This is a genomic window from Microbacterium sp. NPDC097977 (assembly GCF_040302605.1).
GTDB lineage: Bacteria > Actinomycetota > Actinomycetes > Actinomycetales > Microbacteriaceae > Microbacterium.
Genome location: NZ_JBEOUR010000056.1, coordinates 1 through 22,472 on the forward strand (window position 1 = coordinate 1; position 22,472 = coordinate 22,472).

Annotated in this window: 21 protein-coding genes; 10 read left to right on the forward strand and 11 right to left on the reverse strand. The window is 70.5% G+C overall.

Going from position 1 to position 22,472, the window contains the following annotated elements; all coding sequences use genetic code 11:
- The 4 genes from ABTZ43_RS12650 to ABTZ43_RS12665 all read left to right on the forward strand — a co-directional run.
- Positions 1 to 1,068 (forward strand): glycosyltransferase (locus tag ABTZ43_RS12650; protein ID WP_350539081.1); only part of this gene is annotated, 1,068 nt, incomplete at its 5' end.
- Between the two features lie 43 nt (positions 1,069 to 1,111).
- Positions 1,112 to 1,903: an ABC transporter permease gene (locus tag ABTZ43_RS12655; RefSeq protein WP_045255464.1), complete on the forward strand. Its 792-nt coding sequence runs from the start codon at positions 1,112 to 1,114 to the stop codon at positions 1,901 to 1,903.
- Positions 1,903 to 2,637 (forward strand): ABC transporter ATP-binding protein, encoded by a 735-nt coding sequence (locus ABTZ43_RS12660; RefSeq protein WP_350539082.1) that lies wholly within the window; start codon positions 1,903 to 1,905, stop codon positions 2,635 to 2,637. The genes ABTZ43_RS12655 and ABTZ43_RS12660 overlap by 1 nt, the downstream gene beginning before the upstream one ends.
- A 100-nt stretch (positions 2,638 to 2,737) precedes the next feature.
- Entirely contained in the window at positions 2,738 to 3,919 is a 1,182-nt protein-coding gene (locus tag ABTZ43_RS12665) for a polysaccharide pyruvyl transferase family protein (RefSeq protein ID WP_350539084.1), read from the forward strand.
- A gap of 60 nt (positions 3,920 to 3,979) precedes the next feature.
- Here the strand turns inward: ABTZ43_RS12665 and ABTZ43_RS12670 are convergent, their stop codons facing one another.
- From ABTZ43_RS12670 to ABTZ43_RS12685, 4 genes are all read right to left on the reverse strand, one after another.
- Positions 3,980 to 4,609, reverse strand: coding sequence for a hypothetical protein (locus tag ABTZ43_RS12670; protein WP_350539085.1), 630 nt, complete (start codon positions 4,607 to 4,609; stop codon positions 3,980 to 3,982).
- A gap of 5 nt (positions 4,610 to 4,614) precedes the next feature.
- Entirely contained in the window at positions 4,615 to 5,571 is a 957-nt protein-coding gene (locus ABTZ43_RS12675) for a glycosyltransferase family 2 protein (protein ID WP_056416409.1), read from the reverse strand.
- Positions 5,572 to 5,668: 97 nt separating this feature from the next.
- Entirely contained in the window at positions 5,669 to 6,967 is a 1,299-nt protein-coding gene (locus ABTZ43_RS12680; protein WP_350539086.1) for an O-antigen ligase family protein, read from the reverse strand.
- A complete protein-coding gene (locus ABTZ43_RS12685; protein ID WP_350539087.1) occupies positions 6,964 to 8,379 on the reverse strand; it encodes an O-antigen ligase family protein in 1,416 nt (471 codons plus the stop codon). The genes ABTZ43_RS12680 and ABTZ43_RS12685 overlap by 4 nt, the downstream gene beginning before the upstream one ends.
- An 86-nt stretch (positions 8,380 to 8,465) precedes the next feature.
- On the opposite strand from ABTZ43_RS12685, the gene manA reads away from it, so the two are divergent.
- The 4 genes from manA (at position 8,466) to ABTZ43_RS12705 (ending at position 14,678) form a co-directional block, all read left to right on the forward strand.
- Positions 8,466 to 9,602 carry a mannose-6-phosphate isomerase, class I gene (gene manA, locus ABTZ43_RS12690; RefSeq protein ID WP_350539088.1) on the forward strand — a complete coding sequence of 379 codons (1,137 nt, stop codon included), beginning with the start codon at positions 8,466 to 8,468 and terminating at the stop codon, positions 9,600 to 9,602.
- A gap of 157 nt (positions 9,603 to 9,759) precedes the next feature.
- The gene (locus ABTZ43_RS12695; RefSeq protein WP_149423305.1) at positions 9,760 to 10,077 is read left to right on the forward strand and encodes a WhiB family transcriptional regulator; all 318 of its coding nucleotides are present in this window, start codon (positions 9,760 to 9,762) and stop codon (positions 10,075 to 10,077) included.
- Positions 10,078 to 10,188: 111 nt separating this feature from the next.
- Positions 10,189 to 13,299, forward strand: a complete 3,111-nt coding sequence (locus tag ABTZ43_RS12700; RefSeq protein WP_350539090.1) for a glycosyltransferase — start codon at positions 10,189 to 10,191, stop codon at positions 13,297 to 13,299.
- Positions 13,296 to 14,678, forward strand: a complete 1,383-nt coding sequence (locus tag ABTZ43_RS12705; protein WP_350539092.1) for a DUF5719 family protein — start codon at positions 13,296 to 13,298, stop codon at positions 14,676 to 14,678. The genes ABTZ43_RS12700 and ABTZ43_RS12705 overlap by 4 nt, the downstream gene beginning before the upstream one ends.
- Positions 14,679 to 14,703: 25 nt before the next feature.
- On the opposite strand, the gene ABTZ43_RS12710 is transcribed toward ABTZ43_RS12705, so the two are convergent.
- A complete protein-coding gene (locus ABTZ43_RS12710) occupies positions 14,704 to 15,045 on the reverse strand; it encodes a metallopeptidase family protein (protein ID WP_056419409.1) in 342 nt (113 codons plus the stop codon).
- 165 nt (positions 15,046 to 15,210) lie between these two features.
- Here ABTZ43_RS12710 and ABTZ43_RS12715 point away from each other — a divergent pair, with 165 nt between their 5' ends.
- Positions 15,211 to 15,417: a DUF3499 family protein gene (locus ABTZ43_RS12715; protein WP_045255456.1), complete on the forward strand. Its 207-nt coding sequence runs from the start codon at positions 15,211 to 15,213 to the stop codon at positions 15,415 to 15,417.
- 73 nt (positions 15,418 to 15,490) lie between these two features.
- On the opposite strand, the gene ABTZ43_RS12720 is transcribed toward ABTZ43_RS12715, so the two are convergent.
- Positions 15,491 to 16,300, reverse strand: coding sequence for an RDD family protein (locus ABTZ43_RS12720; protein WP_350539093.1), 810 nt, complete (start codon positions 16,298 to 16,300; stop codon positions 15,491 to 15,493).
- 16 nt (positions 16,301 to 16,316) lie between these two features.
- Between ABTZ43_RS12720 and ABTZ43_RS12725 the strand changes: the two genes are divergently transcribed.
- Positions 16,317 to 17,309: a stage II sporulation protein M gene (locus ABTZ43_RS12725; RefSeq protein WP_056416427.1), complete on the forward strand. Its 993-nt coding sequence runs from the start codon at positions 16,317 to 16,319 to the stop codon at positions 17,307 to 17,309.
- A gap of 63 nt (positions 17,310 to 17,372) precedes the next feature.
- Here the strand turns inward: ABTZ43_RS12725 and ABTZ43_RS12730 are convergent, their stop codons facing one another.
- The 5 genes from ABTZ43_RS12730 to ABTZ43_RS12750 all read right to left on the reverse strand — a co-directional run.
- The gene (locus ABTZ43_RS12730; RefSeq protein ID WP_056416429.1) at positions 17,373 to 18,680 is read right to left on the reverse strand and encodes a DUF58 domain-containing protein; all 1,308 of its coding nucleotides are present in this window, start codon (positions 18,678 to 18,680) and stop codon (positions 17,373 to 17,375) included.
- Positions 18,681 to 19,604 (reverse strand): AAA family ATPase, encoded by a 924-nt coding sequence (locus tag ABTZ43_RS12735; RefSeq protein WP_149423526.1) that lies wholly within the window; start codon positions 19,602 to 19,604, stop codon positions 18,681 to 18,683. It abuts the gene before it with no gap.
- A gap of 99 nt (positions 19,605 to 19,703) precedes the next feature.
- Positions 19,704 to 20,927, reverse strand: a complete 1,224-nt coding sequence (locus ABTZ43_RS12740) for a DUF4350 domain-containing protein (RefSeq protein ID WP_350539094.1) — start codon at positions 20,925 to 20,927, stop codon at positions 19,704 to 19,706.
- Complete coding sequence (locus ABTZ43_RS12745; protein ID WP_350539095.1) at positions 20,924 to 21,565, reverse strand: DUF4129 domain-containing protein; 642 nt, start codon at positions 21,563 to 21,565, stop codon at positions 20,924 to 20,926. Before ABTZ43_RS12745 ends, ABTZ43_RS12740 begins: the two co-directional genes overlap by 4 nt.
- Positions 21,562 to 22,472, reverse strand: a 911-nt coding sequence (locus tag ABTZ43_RS12750; protein WP_350539096.1) for a glycerophosphoryl diester phosphodiesterase membrane domain-containing protein, incomplete at its 5' end; no start/stop codon positions are given. The genes ABTZ43_RS12745 and ABTZ43_RS12750, both read right to left, overlap by 4 nt.

The following is a 22,472-nucleotide window of genomic DNA, read 5'->3' on the forward strand; positions in this document are numbered from 1 at the left end:
ATCACCCCGACCATCGTCGGCGGCGGCATGCTGCACCTCGACGACCGCTCCGTCCTGTACACGCAGGGCGAGGTGTGGGATCAGCGCAAGTCCTGGATGCGCCCCTCCGGCGCCAGCGAGTACGACCACGACTTCGCGGAGGAGACCCTGCGCGAGACCCCGGGGCTGCACCGTCACCTCGGCGCGGATTTCAACGGGTGGTGGATGTGCCTCATCCCGACCGCGATCCTCCGCGAGATCGGTCTGTCGCTGCCGGTGTTCCTCAAGTTCGACGACATCGAGTACTCGCTGCGTGCGCGCGATCACGGATACCCGACCGTCTGCCTGCCCGGAGTCGCGGTGTGGCACATGGCCTGGCACGACAAGGACCCCACTCGCACGTGGGAGGAGTACTTCATCCACCGCAACCGGGTGATCACCGGTCTCCTCCACTCGCATGTCCGCAACGGCGGGTTCCTTCCGCTGCACTCCTTCCTCGGTGACATCAAGCTGCTGTTCATGCTGCAGTATTCGGCGGTGCGCCTGCGGCACGAGGCCCTGCGCGACGTCATGCGCGGCCCCGCCGTGCTGCCCGATCTGCTCCCGGGCAAGCAGGCCGAGATCCGCGAGATGCGCACGGCGTACATCGACTCGAAGGTCGTCGAAGACCTCTCCGCGCTCCCGCCCGTCCGCCGCTCCTCGTTCGCGATCCTCGGCGGCGTGCGCAAGCCGACGAACCCGATCGCGGCGCTCGTGCTCGCCGCCAGGGTCGGAGCGCGTCAGCTCCTGATCAAGCAGTCGCCAGGCAGCCGCCTCAACCCCGAGCGGATCATCTCGGCGCAGGACATCAACTGGTGGCGGTTCGCCGACATCGATTCCGCGCTCGTGACCTCGCCCGACGGGCTCGGCGTCGCCTGGTACCAGCGTGATCGCTCGACGATGCACCGCTTCCTCCTCCGCAGCATCCGGCTCAACCTCGCTCTGGCGCGGCGCTGGAAGGTGCTGTCCGAGGAGTTCGCGAAGGGCACCCCGAAGGTCACCTCGCCCGATCAGTGGCGGGCGACGTTCGATAAGGTGCAGAAGGACTGAACGCACCTCGCGCCCTCTCGGGCGGCCTGAGCACAGGAGTCACATGAGCAAGTCGACCGTCGGGGCGCCCGGCACGCCTCGACGGTACCTGCATTCGCTGTGGCTGCTGTCGGCGCGCGATCTCAAGGTGCGCTACGCGACGAGTTCGCTCGGCTACCTGTGGTCGGTGCTCGATCCGCTCGTGATGAGCGCGATCTACTGGTTCGTCTTCACCCAGATCTTCCACCGCAGCGTCGGTGAGGACCCGTACATCGTGTTCCTCATCGTGGCACTGCTGCCGTGGGTCTGGTTCAACTCGTCGGTCTCGGACTTCACACGTGCCTTCCGCAAGGATTCGAGGCTCGTCAGATCCACCGCGATCCCGCGGTCGATCTGGGTGAACCGGATCGTGCTCAGCAAGGGCATCGAGTTCCTCCTGTCTCTGCCGGTCCTCGTGCTGTTCGCGGTGTTCAGCGGGGCGACCGTCAGCTGGTCGCTGCTGTGGTTCCCCGTGGCCATGATCATGCAGGTCGTCCTGCTCGTCGGCCTGGGGCTGCTCGTGGCGCCGCTGTGCGTGCTCTACGTCGACCTCGAGCGCACGACGGCGCTGATCCTGCGGGCGCTCTTCTACGCCTCTCCGGTGATCTACAGCTTCCGCGATCTTCCGGCTCCCTTCCACACGATCGGAGCCTTCAACCCGCTCGCCGGCATCTTCACCCTGTATCGGGTCGGGTTCTTCCCCGAGCTGTGGGAGCCGATGCCCGTGATCGTCAGCGCGGTGATGTGCGTGGCGATCCTCGCACTGGGCATCTGGACCTTCCGCGCCCTCGAGCGCCCCGTGCTGAAGGAGCTGTGATGCCGGTCGCCATCGAAGTGTCAGGACTCGGGGTGCGCTTCCGGCGCAACCGTCGAGGCGGTCGCACGTTCAAGGATCTCTTCGCCGGTGCGGCCCGACGTTCCCGCCCCGGAGAGTTCTGGGCACTGCGGGACGTCAGCTTCTCGGTGCAGCAGGGGGAGTCGATCGGTGTCGTCGGTCGCAACGGGCAGGGCAAGTCGACCCTGCTGCGCCTCGTCGCCAAGGTTCTGCTCGCAGACGAGGGGACGGTGGCCGTCAACGGAGGTGTCGCACCGCTGATCGAGATCACCGGAGGCTTCGTGGGCGATCTGACGGTGCGAGAGAACGTCCGGCTCACCTCCGGCCTGCACGGGATGTCGAAAGACGAGGTGTCGCGTCGCTACGACGGGATCATCGCCTTCGCCGAGCTCGACGGTTTCGAGGACACCCCCTACAAGCACCTGTCGAACGGCATGAAGGTGCGTCTCGCGTTCTCGGTGGTGTCTCAGCTCGACGAGCCCATCCTGCTCGTCGACGAGGTGCTCGCCGTCGGCGACAAGGCGTTCCGAGACAAGTGCTATCGGCGGATCGACGAACTCCTCGCCGACGGTCGCACCCTGTTCTTCGTCAGTCACAACGAGCGCGACCTCCGCCGTTTCTGCACGCGAGGTCTGTACCTCGACGGAGGCGCACTGGTGATGGATGCCTCCATCGCCGAGGTGCTCGACCGGTACAACGAGGACATCGCGACCTGAGAGCGTCCGGAGCCTCACGCGGCGATCGTCGGTAGGCTCGGGGGAACGGCGCGAGTACCCCCGCTCTCGCCGACACGGCCTACCCGAGGCGGTCCCACCCATGGCTCTCTCTGCTGCGCGCGCGGCGACGAATCTGCGTCGCGCCGCCTCCCGACTCTTCTCCGCGCCGCAGGGCCCGGTCTATCTGGTCTCGGCGGGGGGACAGCCGAACTTCGGCGACGAGTTCATCACTCGCTCCTGGCTCGACTGGCTCGCCGAGCATCAGCCCGACCGCGAGGTATGGCTCGACACCATCGAGCCGGGGCGCGCCGCTCACCTGTTCCACGACACCCACCCGCGCCTGCGGACGACGAACACGCTGTGGCACATGGCGCACACGGGCCCGGCGGACCCGGAACCCGCCGGCGAGCGGGCCGGCACGTTGCTGCGCGACCTCGGATCCCCACGGTACGACCTCGGGCTCAGGGAGCTGCGCCGGATGGAGTCGGTGCATCTGCTCGGTGGCGGATACATGAACGAGATCTGGCCCGAGAACTTCGGCGTGATCGCGGCGATGACCACGCTGAAGGCGGACTTCGGCATCAGGATCTACGCCACCGGTCAGGGATTCATGCCGGTCAGCGGCGACCTGCGCGAGCGCCTCGCGGAGCAGTTCGCGCAGTTCGACTACGCGGAGGCGCGTGACGCCGACAGTGCGGACGCCGTCGGAGTGCGTGCCGGGGTCGACGATGCCTTCCTCGCGTTCGCGAACAGCCGCGAACTCTACGCGGACGAGGAGGACGTCCCCGACGCGATGGTCCTGGTCCAGGGCGACATGTTCGACGATGAGGACGACTCCGACCTGCGCGATCTGGTGGAGGCGTTCAGGGCGCAGCACGGCGGCTCGGGAGTCGGCTTCGCCGAGGCGATCCCGCCGGACGACTCGAAGTACGCCGCGGAGCACGTCGACGAGGGGGCGCCGTTCTTCCCCTTCGTCCGCATGTGGGACCACGGCTTCCCGGCCAAGGCGGGGCAGGACTGGCTGACCTCCCGCTTCCACTTCCACCTCCTCGCGGCGGCGGCCGGTGCGAGGGGCACCGTCGTGAACGCGCGTTCGGGGTACTACGACGTCAAGCACGGTTCGCTGATCACGCTCGGCACCGGATGGACCCTGCGCGACGACGTCGACGCCGCAGAGCTGCGCGCCACGTCGGCGGCCGACTTCCCGGATCGTGCGCGCCTGCTGGGCGAGGAGAAGGCACAGCTCGCCGCACGGCTGTACGCGTCTCCCGGGCGGGACTAGACGCCCGAGCGGGACTGGTCTCCCGGGCGGGACCAGACGCCCGGGCGGGCGCGTCGCGCGTCAGAGCTCGACGAGCGTCCGCAGGTCCTCCACGGCCTGGCGGGCTCGCGTGAGCACGTCGGACGACGGGGTTCCTGCTGACGCGCTCGAGCGCAGGTCGGTGAGGGCCTGCTGATACGCGGCGACGCCGTCGCTCCACTCCGTCGCGATCGACCCTGGGGCGGCGGACTCCGCGAGACGCTGCGCGTCGGCCTGCAGGGTGTTGAGCACCGAGAGGGACTCCTGGCCGCTGGTCTCGCCGACGATGTCGAGTCCGGTCAGCGAGTCGTCGAGCCAGGTCCTGACGCTGTCGCGGAAGGATCCGAGCGACGGGTCGGGAGCGGTCGGAGGTTCCGTGACCGGTGCCGTCGGGTCCGGATCGGGCGTCGTGGTGGGCTCGGGCTCGGTGGTCGGCACGGGGGTCGCGGTCGCGGACGCGGATGCCGTGGGGGACGCGGACGCGGAGGGCGACGGCGACCCGCTCGCGTCCGGGGTCGGTGCCTCGCCCCGGGGGAGGAGGAAGAACAGCAGGACCCCCACGACGACGAGGACCGCGACGACGAGCCCCACGATGAGCGCGATGCGGCCGCGGTTGCTCGGGGCGGGCTCCATGGGCGCCCAACGGACGTCCGGCTGCTGTTCGTCGGTCATGTCGGTCAGCCCTCCAGGGGTGGCATCGGCGTCCATGAGCGGTCGCGTCCGAGCACGCCGCCCTCTTTGAGTCCGCGGAACAGATTGCTGGTGCCGCGCACGGTGCGCTCCACGAACAGCAGCCGGATGAGCTCCTTGGCGAAGGTCATCGACGTGCCGAGCCCGAACAGGACCGGGTTGTAGGTGCCGTGCACGCGGTAGTACTGCTTGATGTACGCGCGATTGCGCATGATGTAGAAGCGGTAGGCGTTGCTGGACGCGTTCATGTGGCGGATGCCCATGTCCCACTGCTTGATCTCACGGGTGCGCCGCAGCACGAACTCGTCGACGATGACGGCGGTGGTCCTGCGCGAGGCGAGCCAGCCGTACATCTGGTCATCCCAGTAGATGAAGAATCTGGGGTCGGGCAGGCCGATCTGCGTCACGATCGAGCGGTGGATGAACATGCCCTCGAAGCATCCGCTGTTCATCTCCTTGTAGCCGGAGGAGTCGAAGCCGGACGGGGCGAACGGGATCGGGATGCCCATGCGCTCGGCGATGCGGTACTGCCAGTAGAACTCGCTGCCGTCGTAGTCGTAGCGTCGGCCCTGGATGCTCTTGAAGCGGGGCGTCCACTTTCCCATCTTGGCGAGACCGTCGGGGACGACCTCGACGTCGTCGTCCATCATCCAGATCCACTCGGATCCCAGTTCGTACGCGGTGCGCATGCCCTCGCTGAAGCCGCCGGAGCCGCCCGTGTTCGTCTCCAGGCGCCGGTACACGAGCTCGGTGCCGAGGCGCTCGCGGAACGAGTCGACGACCTCGGTGGTGTCGTCGGACGACGCGTTGTCGATGATCACGACGTGGCCCGGCTTCGGTTCCATCGAGGCGATGCTCTCGAGAAGGCCCGTCAGCAGGTGGGAGCGGTTGAACGTGACGATGACGATCGTCGCGGACGCCGGGTCGAAGGGGACATGTGTCACGAGGTGAGATCTCCGGAAGCTCGAGTCCGCGGGACGCCGCGGGCACACAACAGCCTACCCGGACGACCTCGGAAACCCCGGCGCGGACTCGAGCGCGTCAGCGCTCCGAGCGCAGCGTCGGGATCGCACCCGTGTGCGCGGCGTCGATGTTCTCGCGCCAGGAGCGGGATTGCCCCGCACGCAGCGCGCACAGGACGAGCATGAACCAGCCCGCGCCGACCAGCGTGAAGCTCTCGAACATCGACTCCACCGCGAGGGCGACGAGCATGAGCGGGGTCCAGGCGTACACGACCGATCGTCGGATGCTCGCCACGAGCCACGAGCGCACGGTCGCGATGCCCCCGAACAGGAGGAAGAGCAGGAGCCCGGCCGTGCCCAGCTGCAGCAGGACGTCGAAGTAGGCGTTGAGCGCGCTCTGATGACGGTCGTCGAGCAGGAAGTTGATGTACGTGAAGGGGAACTCGCCGCGCGCCCAGGACCCGAACCACCCCCAGCCTTCGACGGGTTTGAGTGCCGCGAAGTCGAGGATGGTGTTCCACAGGGTCGCCCTGATGGAGAAGTCCGAACCGGCATCCAGCAGCGCGATGATCACATGCCGCAGAGCGAACGCCGCGGCGAGTGCCAGGGCGACCAGGACTCCGAGCACCCATTGCACGAGGGTGCGCCGTTCGCTGGGCGTGTGCCGGACGATGGTGAGGGCGACGGCGACGACCCCGACGGCCGCCGCCAGCACCAGCACGGTCGGGGATGAGGAGAAGAAAGCCAGCATCGCGGCCAGCCCGATCGACGGGACGGCGATGCGTGGCGTGAGGGACTGCGAGCGCCACTCGATCACGAACGTGATGAGCGCGATCACCGTGACGAAGCCGAGCATGTTGCGGCTGCCGAAGATGCCCTGCACGGGCCCCCCGTCTGCGAGCAGACCCTGGATCCCCAGGAAGGTGAAGGGAGTGTCGAGCAGGACGCCGGAGAGGATCTCCAGCCCGAGCGAGACGACCAGGAGGAGCCGGAGCGTGTCGCCGAGCGCGCGCACGGTCTGCAGGGTGTCGCGGATGTGGCCGACCGTGATGGCGAGGAAGGCGAATCCGACCAGCTCCAGCCACCCGAGGATCGTGTCGGACTTGTCCGTGCTCCACGCGAGGCTGATCGCCGCCCAGGCCAGGAAGGCGAGAAGTGATGACGGTGCGATGCGCAGGAGCGAGAGCTCCTCCCGCCGCACCCAGAGGATCGCGGCCCCCAGGCCGCACAGAGCGGCGATCACCGTCCCCAGGGTCACCGCGGACGCCGCCCGCTCGATCGTGAAGGAGGCGAAGACCGCGGTCAGGACCGCGATCGTGTAGGCGCGGGCGAATTCTGCGGAGCCGAGCAGGTCCGGCAGTCGGCGCGTCGAGGTCACGGCACCCGCCGGGTTCTCTCGCCGCGTTCGATCACGCGCTCGCGTTCGCCGATGCCGACCAGGGGGACGACCTTGATCTTGAATGAGAACATGACCAGGAGCATCCAGCCCCACAGCATGATCGGGGTCGATTCGGTCAGTCCCTGCACGAGCAGCACGGCGGTGAAGAGGCTCGGCAGCAGCGTGAGGGCCGAGTACGGGCGATCGGCACCCAGGTCCCACCGTGGCCGGTCGATCGCGAAGAACCACGACCTCCACAGCAGGCTGAGGTAGGCGAATGCCATCAGGATGACGCCGAGCACTCCGAGCTGCATGAGCACGTCGAGCCACATGTTGTGCGCGTGGAAGACCGTGATGCCGTGATCCTCGATCCATCCCTGGAATGCCGGGTCGAAGGGGACCCAGGGGCTGGAGAATCCGTTGCCGAAGAGCGGATGCTGCGCGACCCGCTCCAGGACCGCGCTCCAGATCCGGTCGGATCGACCCGTGAGGTCGGCGCTCCGACCGAGCAGCGCGAAGAGGGGCTCGCGCAGCAGCCACAGCGCTGCGCCCACGACGGCCGTGCCGCCGATGAAGATCACGTACAGCCGCGTGCGTGCGCCCGGAGTGCGGGCGCGGCGCATCAGCAGGGCGACCACCAGTACGAGTGCGGCGGCCGCGGCGCACGCGTACGCGGTGGCAGACCCCGCGCGGAGCAGGAAGTAGGCGGCGAGCAGAGACCACAGCGCGAGAGTCGTGCGCCACCGCGTGCGCGCCGCGAACAGCACCCCGAACGTGAGCAGCGCGAACAGGCAGATGATCGCCATGATGTTCGAGTTGCCGACGATGCCCTGGATACGGCCTCCGTCCAGGAGGTTCCCGCGCACCCAGTACCAGTGCGGGTCGAGGTCGCCCTCGGGGCGTACGAAGAAGTTCGGCAGGATCGGCTCGTGCACCACGAGAGCGACCCAGAGCTCGATCGCGAGCGAGAGGCCGAGGATCCACTTGAACGTCGAGGCGAGCGCGCGCACGATCTCGTGCCAGGTCAGCACCTGCACGATGAACAGTGCGCCGACGGTCACCGTCGCGAGCAGCACCCAGGTGATGACGGTGGCGCCACGCCACTGCGACCAGGCGACCGAGAGCAGTGCGAGCGCCGTGTAGCCCACGGCCGCCCAGGGGAGCCGGCGCCAGGGGAAGGCGCTCGGTCGGCGGCGGGCGATCATCGGGATGCCGATGGCGAGGGTGGCGATGAGGAAGGCGATCAGGGTGATGAACGCGCCGATCTCGCCGACGACGTTGTAGATCGCCGAGTGCGCGAAGGCGGCGAGCATCATCATGATCACGAATCCGCGCAACACCAGATGCCCCGTCGATTCGCGCTCGGGCGCGCGGGGCGGGGCCGCGACCGGATGCTTCGTGTAATGCGCCATCGCGTTCAGGCTACCGCGCGCGACTGGCGCCGCACCTGTGGGTGGCGCTGGCGGCCCGTCGGCATCCGTGGCAATACTCTGGTGACATGCTGCTGAGTCTCTCGAATGTGCCCCGCGACTACGCCTGGGGGTCGCAGACGCTCCTCGCCGAACTCGAGGGCCGCGCCGCCTCGGACGCTCCGGAGGCGGAGGTGTGGTTCGGCGACCATCCTGGGGATCCGGCCGATGTGGAGGGCGGATCCACGCTCGATGCCGTCACCGGCGGCTCGCTTCCCTACCTGCTGAAGCTCCTCGCGGCAGCCTCGCCGCTGTCGATCCAGGTGCACCCGACGATCGAGCAGGCCAGGGCGGGATGGGAGCGGGAGGCCGCTCTCGCCTCCGACGACCCGACGCGCAACTACCGCGACGACAACCACAAGCCCGAGCTGATCGTGGCGCTCAGCGAGCGCTTCGAGTCGCTCAGCGGTCTTCGTCCGGTCGACGACACACTGCGCCTGCTGGATGCGCTCGGCGCGGGTGCCGGTGTCGGCGCTCTCGCCGCGCGTCTTCGCGGAGAAGGGGACGTCCTGCGTGACACGATCGGCTGGCTCCTCTCCGGGCAGGCGCAGGCCGCCGTCGACGACGTGATCGACGCGGTGCGGTCCGTGACCGCGTCCGATGCGGGGGGGTGGAGCGTCGCGCTGCGTGCGGTGGCGGACATCTCGCGCACCTACCCCGGTGACCCGGGCGTCGTGGTCGCACTGCTGATGAATCATGTGGTGCTCCAGCGGGGTGAGGCCGTGTTCCTCCGGGCAGGACTGCTGCACGCGTACATCGCAGGTCTCGGCGTCGAGATCATGGCCGCGAGCGACAACGTGCTCCGGGGCGGTCTCACGCCCAAGCGCATCGACGTGCCCGAGCTCCTCGGGATCCTGGACACCACCACCGGGGAGGTCCCGGTGCTCCGCCCCGACGCGGTCGGCGCGGTCACCGAATATCCGGTCCCGGTCGCCGACTTCGCGCTGCGACGGATCGCGCTCGACGGCGCCGACGTGGACGTCGAGGTGGACGGACCGACCATGGTGCTCGCGACCGCCGGACGGGTGCAGGTGCGCGGCGCGGACGGCGAGACGCGGGACGTCCCGATCGGCACCGCGGCCTTCGCGACCGCCGACGAGGGACGCCTCACCGTCGTCGGCGCGGGGGAGGCCTTCGTGGCGTCTCCCGGATCACGCACGGACTGACCTCGACCCGCCGCGCGACACGCCGTGCGAGGCTCAAGAACCTTCAAGATCGGATTGAGGGTTTACGATCCACGACTTGACCGATGGGAATGACACGGGTGTAATTAGTTCTGCGCGGCCCGCCGAGGGGGCGGATATTCAGGGGTTGGAGAGCGAGATGACGGGTTACCGTTCAGACGTACCGGAGAACTGGTTCGTCGATCCGATCAACCTCGGTGTCCCCGGGGTCCGGAAGACAGATGCCGAGGATGACAGCGCCCTGGCCTGGCAGGCCGACGCGCTGTGCTCGCAGACCGATCCCGAGGCGTTCTTCCCCGAGAAGGGCGGCTCGACCCGCGATGCCAAGCGCATCTGCACCTCCTGCGACGTGCGCGGCGAATGCCTCGAGTACGCGCTCAACAATGATGAGCGCTTCGGTATCTGGGGCGGACTCTCCGAGCGCGAGCGCCGCAAGCTGAAGCGCCGCGCCAGCTGACACCGCGTCCGGTCGCCGTCGGCGACCGACGTGATCCACGCGGACCGCTTCGCGGCCACGCCGGGTGCCCTGAGCAGCGCAGGCCCGGGGCACGCCTAGGCTGACGACGTCATGCCAGCCCGAGTTCACGCCATCATCGTCGCGCGCCCAGGATCTTCCGCCCGTGCGCAGCTGCTCCGCACGCTCGACGCGCTGCGTGCGCAGACCACCCCGCCTGCGGCCGTCACTCTGGTGATGTGCGGTGATGCCGCATCCGCCCGGGAGAGCGCAGCCGTCGCGGCGGCCGTCGAGGGCATCATCGAGGCGCGCGGCACCACCTCCTTCGCGGATGCCGTCGAGCTGGCCCGCCCGCGGATCGCCGAGGGGAGCGCCGTCTGGCTGCTCGCGCACGACACCGCGCCTCACCGTCGCGCCCTGGAGCGACTCGTCGGCATGCTCGAGCGCTCGCCGTCCGCGGCGATCGTCGCCCCGAAGCTCGTGCACACCGACAACGATCGTGAGATCGTCTCGCTCGGCGTCAGCATGACGACGCTCGGGCGCTCGGTCGAGCTGGCCGCGGGAGAGCTCGATCAGGGTCAGCACGACGGAAGCGACGACGCCCTCGGAGCCGACATCCGCGGAATGCTGATCCGTGGCGAGGTGCGCGACGCGCTGCGCCCCGATGCCGCACTCGCCGGGGCCGACCAGGGGCTCGACCTCGGCGTGCGCGCACGCCTCGGCGGCGGTCGTGTCGTGCTCGCACCGGCCGCGCGCGTGTCCGTCTCGCCGGATGGTCCCGCCGCGCTGCCGACAGGGCGGAGCAGGCGCGCGTTCGTCACGCGTCTCGCTCAGCTGCACCGCAGACTCGCCTACGCGCCCGCTTTCGCGGTGCCTCTGCACTGGCTCGCGCTGCTCCCGCTCGCTCTCTGGCGATCGATCACCCATCTCGTCGGCAAGCGCCCCGAGGCCGTCGCTCCCGAGTGGGGTGCCGCCGCGACCGCGATGGTCCGGTTCGGTGCGATCGCACGATCACGCCGGCGGATCCGCTCGTTCCGCACCTCGAGCTGGGCGAGCATCGCCCCCCTGCGGGTCAGCGGAGGCGACCTGCGGCGTCGCCTCGACGACGGGCACGGGAGCGAAGGCGGAGCCGTGAGCGAGCTGCGGTTCTTCTCGGGCGGCGGCGCCTGGGCCGTGCTCGCGGCTCTCGTCGTGAGTCTGGCGACGTTCACCACCGTTCTCGCCTGGCCTGTGCTCGGCGGCGGCGGCCTGCTTCCCCTGCGCGCGACCGTCGGGGCGCTCTGGGACGACGCGGCCTGGGGGCTGCGCGGTCTCGGTGCCGATGTCGTCGGCCCGGCCGATCCGTTCGCCGCGGTCGTCGCCGTCCTGGGGTCGCTGTGGCCGGGAGCGCCGTCGTTCTCGCTCGTGCTGCTGTGGATTCTGGCTCTGCCGCTCGCCGTCCTCGGCGGATGGTTCGCCGCCACCCGCGTCACCGACCGCTCGGGCCTCCGCATCTTCACGGGTGTCGTCTGGGCGCTCGCGCCGACCTTCCTCACGGCCCTGGTCGACGGCCGCCCGACCGGGGTGCTCGTGCATCTGCTTCTGCCCTGGCTCTTCCACGCCGCCGTCGTGACGCATCGCTCCTGGGGGGCGTCGGGCGCGGCATCCCTCCTGTTCGCCGCGGTCCTCGCGTGTGCACCCTCGCTGGCGCCCGCGCTTCTGTTCCTGTGGGTCGTCGCTCTGGGGATCACCCTCGCCTCCGCCCGCTTCCGTGGGGCTGTCCGGCTGCTGTGGCTGCCGGTTCCCGCGATCGCGCTGTTCGCGCCGCTCGTGATCTGGCAGGTGCGGCACGGGACTCTGCTCGCCGTGCTCGCGGACCCCGGATCGATCTGGGCGGGGCCTCAGGTCGCGGCGGACGCCGCCGGTCGCCTCGCACTCGCCTCGGGCTTCCCCACGGGCGGAATCGCCGGATGGACCGGCTGGCTCGGTACGGACCTGGCGCCCTGGGCGGGGCTTCTGCTCGCCCCCCTCGCCGTGCTCGCGCTGGTGTCCGCGGTCGCGCCACGGTGGCGCGCGGGCATCACACTGCTCGTCGTCGCCCTGTCGGGTCTCGCCACGGCCTTCCTGGCCGTCGGCATCTCGGTATCGTTCGCGCAGGGTACGCCGGTGGCCATCTGGCCCGGCGCCGGATTGAGCGTCGCCTGGATCGGTCTCACCGGAGCCGCGGTGGTCACCCTCGACACCGCGTTGACCGCGCCACGAGTGCGCCTCGTGAGCGCTGCCGTGGCCGGTCTCGCGATCGCCGTGTGCGCTGCTCCCGCGCTCGCCGCCACCCACTCCGACGAATCCGCACTCCGTGACGGTCCCGTCTCGACGCTCCCCGCCTATGTGGCTGCGCAGGCGGGGGCCGACCGTCCCGTCGGCACCCTCGTCCTCACCCCGCAGAACGACGGCGGGCTCGCGACCGAGGTCGTCTGGGGCGGGAGCGAGACGCTGGGGGCCCAGGCGACGATCCTGTCGACGGCCACGGAGCTGCGCGGCACCGATCTGACCACACTCTCCGTCGATCTCCTCTCGGCCCGGGACTTCGACGCGGCAGGGGAGCTGGGGGATGCCGGCATCTCCTACGTCCTGCTGTCCAGCGCGTCGGACGAGCAGTCCGATCAAGCCCGTGCACTGGGCACATCGGCGGAGAGCTCCCTCGACCAGCGGGCCGGATTCGTGCCGGCCGGGTCCACGGATCGCGGAGTCCTCTACCGTCTCGAGTCCGAGGCATCCCCGCGAGCTTCGCTCTCCGGCGGCGAGCAGGCGACGTCGCGCCTCGTGGTCACGCTGCAGTTCGTGATGCTCTTCGCCGCCCTGCTGCTCTCGGTGCCGACGCGTGCGTCGCGTCGCGCGGCCCGTGCCACCTCGCGAATCGTGGGTCGCGCGCCCGAGGAGCCTCTGGTCCTTCCCCGGCACCCGGAGGATCGGGACGACGACATCCCCGTCGTGCCCGCCGCGGTCGCGGAGTCGGTCGAAGGACGAGGGATGCCGCAGGGCGCCGTCGAGGCAGACGGGACCGCGGTGGCCGATCGGACCGCGGTGGCCGATGGGACCGTGGTGGCCGATGCCGGCCCGGCTGATGCCGCCGAGGCAGAGGGCACGGGCGGTGCCCCGGCACCCGAGGCGGTCTCCGCCGACGGGGAGTCCGGTTCAGATACCGATGAACCCGGTTCGACGACGCATGAGGGAGAGCGGTCATGAGCGGTACGCGCGCATTCCGAGCGGCTGCGACCGGTGCCCGCCTGCTGACCGGCGCGGTCGTCGCAGGCGCATGCGTGGTCGCGGTGGTGCTCGGGGTCACCGCGCCCTGGCCGTCGGTTCAGCACGAGCCCGCGAGCGCGGAGGTGACGCCGCTGCCCGGCGACACGGTGCTCGTGTGCAACGGCGATTTCCGGGCCATCGGCCGTGACCCCGCGAACCCCTTCCAGATGGTGACGGCCGGGTCGCCGGCCCTCTCGGCCGCCGGATCCTCGGGGTCGGCCGAGACCACCCCGCTCGTCGCAGACGACCTCGCCGAGGGGGGCTCCGCGCAGCGTCTGGTCGGAGCGGTGGAGGGACGTGTGGCGCCGCTGCTGGCCGCCACCGAGTCGATCTCGCTCGCCGCCGAGGATCTCTCGGGTCTGGCCGCCGCGCCCTGCCGTCCCGCGAGCCAGGACTCCTGGATCGTCGGCGGCTCGGTGCAGACGGGCACGGAGGACCTCATCGTGCTCACGAACCCCGGAGTCGTGCCCTCGACCGTCACCCTTGTCGCCCACGGTTCCGTCCGGGCGTCGCGCACCGTGATCGTGCCGGCCGAGTCGCAGTCGGCCGTGCCGCTGACCTCGCTCGCCGCGGGATCCGATCTGCCGATGGTGCATGTCACCGCCACCGGCTCACCGGTGCGCGCCGTTCTCCAGTCCTCGCTCACCCGCACGCTGGATCCCGCGGGTGTCGACCTGCAGGATGCCGTGGCCGCCCCGCAGCAGCACGCGGTGCTCCCGGGGGTCCGGCTCTTCGAGACCCAGGGCGACAACGGGGACTCGACGGTCGTGCGCCTGATGTCTCCCGACGCTGATGCGCAGGCGGTCGTGACCGTGAACGCTCTCGGATCCGCGGCGACAGCCGGGACGTTCGACGTACCCCTGACGGCGGGCGCGCCGACCGAACTGTCCCTGTCCGCGTTGGCGCCGGGGGAGTACACGGTGCGGGTCGACTCCGACACCCCGGTGCTCTCCGGGGTCCGCCAGCAGGAGGGAGGTGGCCCGCAGGACGACTTCGCCTGGGTGCTGCCCGCACCGGAGATCGATGACGAGGTGCTCGCGGCCATCCCGCTCGGGCCCGCTCCCCGGCTGGTGCTCGTGAACACCGAGGACGTCGACGCGACGGTGCAGGTCGAACCCGTCGCCGGCGGCGAGCCCGTCGAGGTCGAGGTCCCGGCCGGTTCGTCGTCGTCGATCGAGGTGCGTCCGCGCACGGTGTACTCGCTGACCGGGTCCGGCCCGATCCATGCCTCCGTGACGATGACCGACACCGGTGCGCTCGCGGTCTGGCCGCTGTGGCCGGCGGCCGGCACGCAGCAGAGCATCACCGTCTATCCCTGACGCCGGGCGGCGCCTCGGCGGCGCATCAGTGGTCGTGGCCGCCGAAGTCCCAGGGTTCGCGGCCCACGTACTCCGCCGCGGCGCGGAAGACGGCGCTCTCGATCGCCATTTTGCGGTGCGCGACGTCGTCGTGTCCGGGAGGCAGCAGGCGTTCGATCGGAAGTCGGAACAGCACGATCCGCTGCTGCTGATGGTCCAGGTGCCAGCGGGGCACCTCGTCGGTCGCGTCGAAGTCCGGCATCCCGCCGATCTCGAATCTCACTTCCTGAAGCTCGGGCCAGGTTCCGCGCAGGAACTCCACCGCGGTGCCGACCGTGAGGTCGAAGCGATCGATGCGGCCGTCGAGCGGGGCGAGGGGAGGGCGCACGGCCTCGCTGCGGCCCACGCGGCCGTGCCGTCCGTGCCGAGCCCCACGGCGCGGCGAGTCGGAGGTGCGGGGGCGACGGGGCATAGCGAAAGTCTAAGCCGAGTCTGCGAGCGGCGGCGGCGCGGCATCCGGACGAGCTCCGTTCGGCGACGTAGCCTGGCGGAGATGAACGGACGACTCTGCTCGAAGGTCGGCTGCGCGCGAGAAGCCGTGGCGACGATCACCTACGACTACGGCGACCAGATGGCCGCGCTCGGCCCTCTGGGGCTCGCGGGGCATCCGCACTCGCACGATCTCTGCGCTCCCCATGCCGATCGCCTCTCGGTGCCCTCCGGCTGGATCGTCGTGCGGCACGAGGCTCTGCGGGCCTGATCCTCCTGGACGCGTCCGGGGCCGATCCGGGCGCGCCGGACACGACTCCGCGCTGCGGTCGGGAGAGGCCTCCTCAGACGCCCACGCGCCGTCCTGTGAGCTTCTCGGCTCGACGGTCGGCGTTCTGCAGGGCGCGGCCCTCGCGCTCCCTACGGAGGACCGTGATCCCGACCAGCACGATCTCCGGCGCCTCCGGGGGCAGGGGGGAGACGAACGGTGCGGCCTCGGTGAGCAGGTCCTGCGCGACGCGTGCGCGGGCCGCGGGGACCATGCGGGGTGCGCTCTGCAGGAACTGCGAGATGCGCCGGGCGAGCCGGTCGGGGAGCCTCGCCACGTCGGCGATCTGCGCCCACCCTGCCAGCATCGGCGGAAGTACGGGAACGCTCGCGACGAGCGTGGGCGCGCGCACCCGCTGGCTGTACGTGCCCGCGACCATGTCGCCCAGCCGCTGCGATCGAGCGCTGAACGCCCCCGCCAGGACGGCGACGCTTCCCAGGGTCAGATAGATCTCCAGCACGCCGAGGAGCGCACGGATGAACGCGTGGCGGAACCCGGTCGCCCCGCCGTCGATGCGCACGATCCGCCCGCCCACCGCGAGCTTGCCGAGGCTGCGGCCCTTGAGGGCGACCTCCATGGTGATCGGCAGGACGACGAAGCTGATCACGATCGACACGACCGTCGCGATGCGATCCGTCGCCTCGTCCAGCAGCCCCAGGTTGAGCAGCCAGATCCGCAGGAACACGGTCAGGAGAAAGACTCCGAGTCCGAGGAGCAGGTCGATGATCGCTCCGGCCGCCCTCAGGACGAAGCCCACCGGCTGCACGTCGATCGCGACGGCTTCGCCGGAGAGCACCTCGTCGGAGGCATCGAGCGGGGCAGACATGAGTACAGTAAATCAGGTGGATGCCGATGCGCTGACAGATGCACGCCGCGCCGAGTGGGAGCGGCTGGAGCAACTGAGCCGCGCGCGCCTCGACGGAGCCGGCGTCGATGAGCTGATCGTGCGCTACCGCGCGGCATCCGCTGATCTCGCCGAGCTCAAGACCTCGGTGGGAGAGTCGCCGCAGGGCGCGTACCTGTCGACGATCCTGGTGCGGGCGCGTCTGCGCCTCACCGGCGCCTCCGACAGCATCCTCACCCAGACCGCCCGCTTCTTCTCGTCGCAGCTGCCGGCGGCGCTGTACCGGCTGCGCTGGACCACTCTGATCATCGCGGTGTCCTTCATCGCCGTCGTCGTCGGCACGGCCGCCTGGATATCCTCCGACCCCGCCCTCATCGCGACCCTCGGGCCGCCCGACATGCTCCAGCAGTACGCCGACGAGAGCTTCACCGGCTACTACACCGACAACCCGGCCGCCGTGTTCATGGGGATGGTCTGGACGAACAACGCCTGGATCGCCCTGCAGTGCGTGCTGTTCGGGATCACCGGGCTGTGGCCGATCCAGGTGCTCGTGCAGAACGCGATGGGCCTCGGGGTCTCGGGAGCCGTCATGGTCGCCCACGACAAGGTCGACGTGATGATCCTCTACATCCTCCCGCACGGGCTCCTCGAGATGACGTCGATCTTCGTCGCAGCGGCCGCAGGACTGCATCTGTTCTGGTCCTGGGTGGCGCCGGGGCACCGTTCCCGGGGCGAGTCGCTGGCTGCAGAGGGACGCGCACTGGCGACGGTCGCGATCGGGTTGGTGTTCTCGTTGTTCGCATCCGGACTGATCGAGGGTTTCATCACCGGGTGGGCCCTGCCCTGGCCGCTCAAGATCGGTATCGGGGCCGCGGCGCTCGGTGCCTTCCTGATCTACATGGTCGTCATCGGAGGTCGTGCGCACCGCCGCGGCGAGACGGGCGACCTCATCGAGTACGAGGCGGGGACGCCCCGACTGCTCGCGGGCTGAGCGCGCGGACCCCGCGTCAGTCCGTGCTCACAGAAGACACCGTGATCACGGGCGGGACCGTGCTCACAGACGCCCGGCGGCCTTGAGCTCCAGGTAGCGGTCGGCGATCCTCGGAGGCAGGGTCTCGGGGTCGGCGGCGATCGCCTCGCCACCGGCGCGACGCACGGCATCCGCCACGTTCTCGGCATCGCGCATCGTGCGCTCGGCCGCGGCCGCGAGATAGATCTCCTCACGGGAGCCGCGTCTCTGCGCGAGGTCGGCGATGCCGTCGTCCGTCACGGATCCGACGAGGATGGAGGTGGCCCTCGTGGCATCGGGGAAGGCCCCGAGGAACCCGCGTGCCGACTCCGCGGCGTCCTGTGCGGTGAGCACGACGATCAGCGCGGGGCGGGTGGTGAGAGTGCGCACGGCCGCGAACGCGCCGGGCCAGTCGGTGTCGACCAGACGCGCGTGCACGGGCGCCATGGCGTCGGTGAGTGCGGGAAGCAGCGCCGAGCCGTCGACGCCGGTGACGCGCGCGCGGACCACACGGTCGTACATCAGCAGGTGCACGTGGTCACCGGCACGTGCCGCGAGGGCCGCGAGCAGCAACGACGCCTCCAGCGCCGCGTCAACCCTCGTCCCGTCACCCACGCGGGCCGCGGCCGTGCGCCCGGTGTCGATGATGATCACCACGTGTCGGTCGCGCTCAGGACGCCAGGTGCGCAGCATCGTGGTCCCGGCCCGTGCGGTCGCTCGCCAGTCGATCGAGCGCACGTCGTCGCCGCGCACGTACTCGCGCAGCGAATCGAACTCCGTGCCCTGGCCGCGCACCTGGATGCTCGTGTTGCCGTCGAGCTCGCGCAGACGGGCCAGACGCGACGGCAGGTGCTTGCGCGAGGTGAAGGCCGGCAGCACCCGGATCGTGCCGCGCACTCGGTGGCGGGCCTGTCGGCCGGCGAGCCCGAGCGGTCCCTGCGAGCGGATCATCACGAACTCGCTGGACAGCTCGCCACGACGGCGGGGGAGGAGCGGGATCGCGACGCGACGTCGTTCCCCCGGCGGCACGATGAGCCGCTGTCGGCCCTCGTCTGCGCCGGCCGTGGGCTGCCACGCGTCGCGGATCAGTGCATGCAGGGTGCGGGAGCCGAGGTTCTGCAGAGCGACGCTCACCGGCACCGGCTCGCCGAGTCGCGTACGCGTCGGTACGCGTCTGGTGACGACGACCGTGCGCGGGCTGGGCGCTGTGAGCACGTCCACGACCAGCAGCAGGATGCACAGCCCCACCCAGATGCCGAGAGCGGCGTATGCGGGATAGCCCGCGAGCCCGGCGAGCACGACGGGAACGATGCCGACGGCGACGGCGAGCGCGAGACGACCGGTGACGAACACCTAGATCGGCACCCTCGTCTGCTGCACGACCGAGGTCAGCACGGCATCCGCCGACACGCCCTCCATCTGCGCATCCGGCCGCAGCTGCAGTCGATGACGCCAGACCGGCACCAGCATCGTCTGCACGTGGTCGGGGGTGACCGCCGACGAGGCGTTGAGCCAGGCCCAGGCCTTCGCGGCTGCGAGCAGGCCGGTCGACGCGCGCGGGCTCGCGCCCAGCTCGACCGACGGCGACTGCCGCGTGGCTCTGGCGAGGTCGACGACGTATCCGAGCACATCGTCGGTCACCTCGACCCTGCCCGCGGCGGCCTGGGCGGCACGGATCTCGTCCGCCGACACCGTGGCCTCGACACCCGTCAGCTCGCGGGGCGAGAACCCGGAGGCGTGCTTGCGCAGCACGGAGACCTCGGCGTCGCGCTCCGGCATCCCGACGACGAGCTTCATCAGGAAGCGGTCCAGCTGCGCCTCGGGCAGGGAGTAGGTGCCCTCGTGCTCGATCGGGTTCTGGGTCGCGGCGACGAGGAAGGGATCGGGCAGCGGGCGGCTCATGCCGTCAGCCGAGACCTGCCGCTCCTCCATCGCCTCCAGCAGCGCTGCCTGCGTCTTCGGGGGTGTGCGGTTGATCTCGTCGGCGAGCAGGATGTTGGTGAACACCGGCCCCGCGCGGAAGTCGAACTCGCCGGTGCGGGCGTCGTACACGAGCGAGCCGGTGACGTCGCCCGGCATGAGGTCGGGGGTGAACTGCACGCGCTTGGTGTCGAGGCCGAGGGCCCGGGCGAACGAGCGGACCACGAGGGTCTTGGCGACACCGGGCACGCCCTCGAGCAGGACGTGACCGCGAGCGAGCAGCGAGACCAGCAGTCCGGTGACGGTGCCCGCCTGGCCGACCACGGCCTTGTCGACCTCGATGCGCACGCGGTGCATGGCCTGACGCAGTTCGGCGTCGGTGGAGTTCTCAGCGGTCACGTGGTGTCCTCGGCTTCCGTAGCGGTGAAGGGATGGCGGTCACGGGGGTTCGAGCGCTCACTCGTCCCTCCGCTCGATGAGGGTGGAGGCGTCGACGGCCTGCTCCAGCTCGCCCAGGCGCCGAGCCAGGTCGATCAGGGTGGGATCGTCGGCGGGCAGCGGACCCGCGAGCAGCTCGTGCAGCGAGCCGCGCGGGATGCGGAGTCGGTCGGATGCCGCGTCGGCGATCTCCTCGGGCGTCGCGGTCACGGCCAGTCCGAGTCGTCGTGCGAGCCGGCGCCTGCTGCCGTCGCGGATCGCCTCTGAGGCGTGCACGGCGTCGCCCGCCTTCGCGGTCAGCCGCGCGCGCCCGTGCATCGTCTCGGAGGCGCGCACCGTGACCGGCAGCGTCTCCGACACGAGCGGACCGAAGCGCTGGCCGCGCCACACTGCGGCGGCGAGGCCGGCGATCATCAGCAGCAGGATGGCGGGCGTCACCCATCCCGGCGTGAGCGAGCCGAGCGTGTCGGGCGTCTCGCCCTCGATGTCCGTGTCGCCGAAGCTCGGCACGTACCAGACGACACGATCGGTCTGTCCCAGAAGAGCGACGCCGAGGGCGGCGTTGCCGTCGTCGGCGAGATAGGCGTTGCTGAACAGTCGGGCGCCCTCGACGAGGATCCGCGTCGCGTCGGCATCGTCGTCGATGAGCACAGCGGACGCGTCGGTTCCGAAGCACCCTTCGACACCGTCGGCGGGGGTGAAAAGCCGATCGGGGCGGATCGTGCCGACATCCGCGAACTCGGCGGCATCGCACCCCGCCGCCACGGGCGCGGAGTCGGGGGTGGCGTTCGCTCCGAGTTCGAACAGGTTCAGCAGGTGCGTGCTGCTGGAGAGGAAGACCACGCGGCCGGCGGGCTCGACGAGGTCGGCGATCCCCTCGTCGCTCAGCGTGTACGGATTGGCCATCACCAGAGTGGTGTCGGCGTCGAGCGCGGCACGTGCGTCGGTCCTCGAGCGGAAGACCGACACCTCCACACCCTGCTGCTCGAGGATCTGCGCGAGGGCCATGGCGCCCGAGTCTCCCACGCTCTCGGGGTCGAGGGCGCCGCGCTGGTCCGGCATCCGGACGCCCACCTGGATCGCGACGAAGACGCCGCCGAGGACGAGGGCGGCGACGATCAGCCATCCGATCAGCGATTTCAGGCGTCGGCGGCGGTGTGGCTGCTCGGCCGTCGACGAATCGGCGACCTCCGGGCCGCTCGCATCCCGCTCGGTGACCACGCTGTGGTCGATCACGCTCATGCGGGCACCAGGTCGGGGCGCAGGGAGCTGAGCCGCTCATCGGTCGCGGCGAGCTCGGCGTAGCGCTCGGCGGTCGCCGGATGCCGCAGATACCGCACATCGTCGAACGAGACCGCGGCGCGACGCACCGGGTCGGTCTCGAGCGGGAAGACCGAGGAGACCTCCCGGGCGATGGCCTGGGCGGTGGCACCGGGAGACGGGTCGATGAGGTCGCGCTCCAGCAGACCTCTCGCCAGCGCGCGGAATCGGAGGATGGTCGCCTCGTCCCAGTCCTGGGCGCGGGCGGCGCGGTCGGCGTCGGTGCGGAGTTGGGCCGCCGACCGATCGTCCTCGGCGCCGAGCAGACCGCCCCGGAGCGCGCGGACCGACTGCGAGCGCCGCGGGCGGCCCCAGATGATCAGAGCGGCGACGAGCGCGCCGAAGACGATGATGCTGACGATGATCAGAGCCGAGGGGCCGACGCTCGCGCCGTTGTCGGCGCTGAAGAGATCGGCCAGGAACCGGCCGATGTCCCGGGCGATGAGATCGAACCAGGTCGGCTTCGCGTCCGCGTAGCGGGGATCCGCGAGCTCCTGCTCGGCCCACCGCCTCGCCTCGTCGCCGTCCGGCACGCGCACATCGTCGAGGAGGCGGATCATGCCGGACCCTCACCTCCGGTGCCGGGGGCCGCCCAGGTCGACTCCGCGCTCGCCGCGGGCGGGGCCGGCGGCGCGGCGGGAGCGGGAGGGGGAGCGGACGGCGCGGAGTACGGCGGCTGTGCCGGGTACTGCTGCTGCGCCGGGTATTGCTGCGGCTGCTGCGCGGGGTACGGCTGCGCGGGGTACTGCTGCTGTGCCGGATAGGGCTGCGCCGGGTACTGCTGCTGCGCCCGGTACTGCTGCTGCGCCGGGTACTGCTGCTGCGCAGGGTAGGGCTGACCCGGGTACCCCTGCGTCCCGTAGCCGGCGCTCATCATCGCCCACTCCGGCACCTGCTTCGGCGGGGGCGCGCTCGTCACGGCCTTCGACGGGTCGATCACGAACGGATCGCCCAGCTGCTCCTCGGTCCACCCGAGATCGCGGCGCTCGACGTGGCCGATCAGGGCCTGGTCGAGGCCCTCGTATCGCATCCGGCTGTCGAGGTAGACGAGCGTGCCTGCGGTGCTCTGCACGACGAGCGTGATCGCCTGCAGGACCAGCAGAAGGATCTGCGGGGCGAGCAGGGCGAAGACGAACCCCATGATCGCTCCGGTGTCGGCGGATCCGGTCGGAGCGATCACGGTGCTGAACATCGAGCCCAGCAGCGTCGCCGGCAGGTTCACCAGCTGCATCGCGACGCCCATGATCGCGCCGATCAGGAAGGTGACGCCCCAGGCGGTCCAGAACCGGCCGCGGGTGAGGCGCCAGGATCGCACGAACGCCTCGCGGAACGTCGCCCGCTCGAGCACCAGGACCGAGGGCACGAGCAGCAGCTTGGTCGTGAGCCACACCACCAGCGGGATGGTCGCGAGGATCAGCACGACCACGAGGATGACGATGCCGCCGATCGCCTCGACCGAGTTCCCCA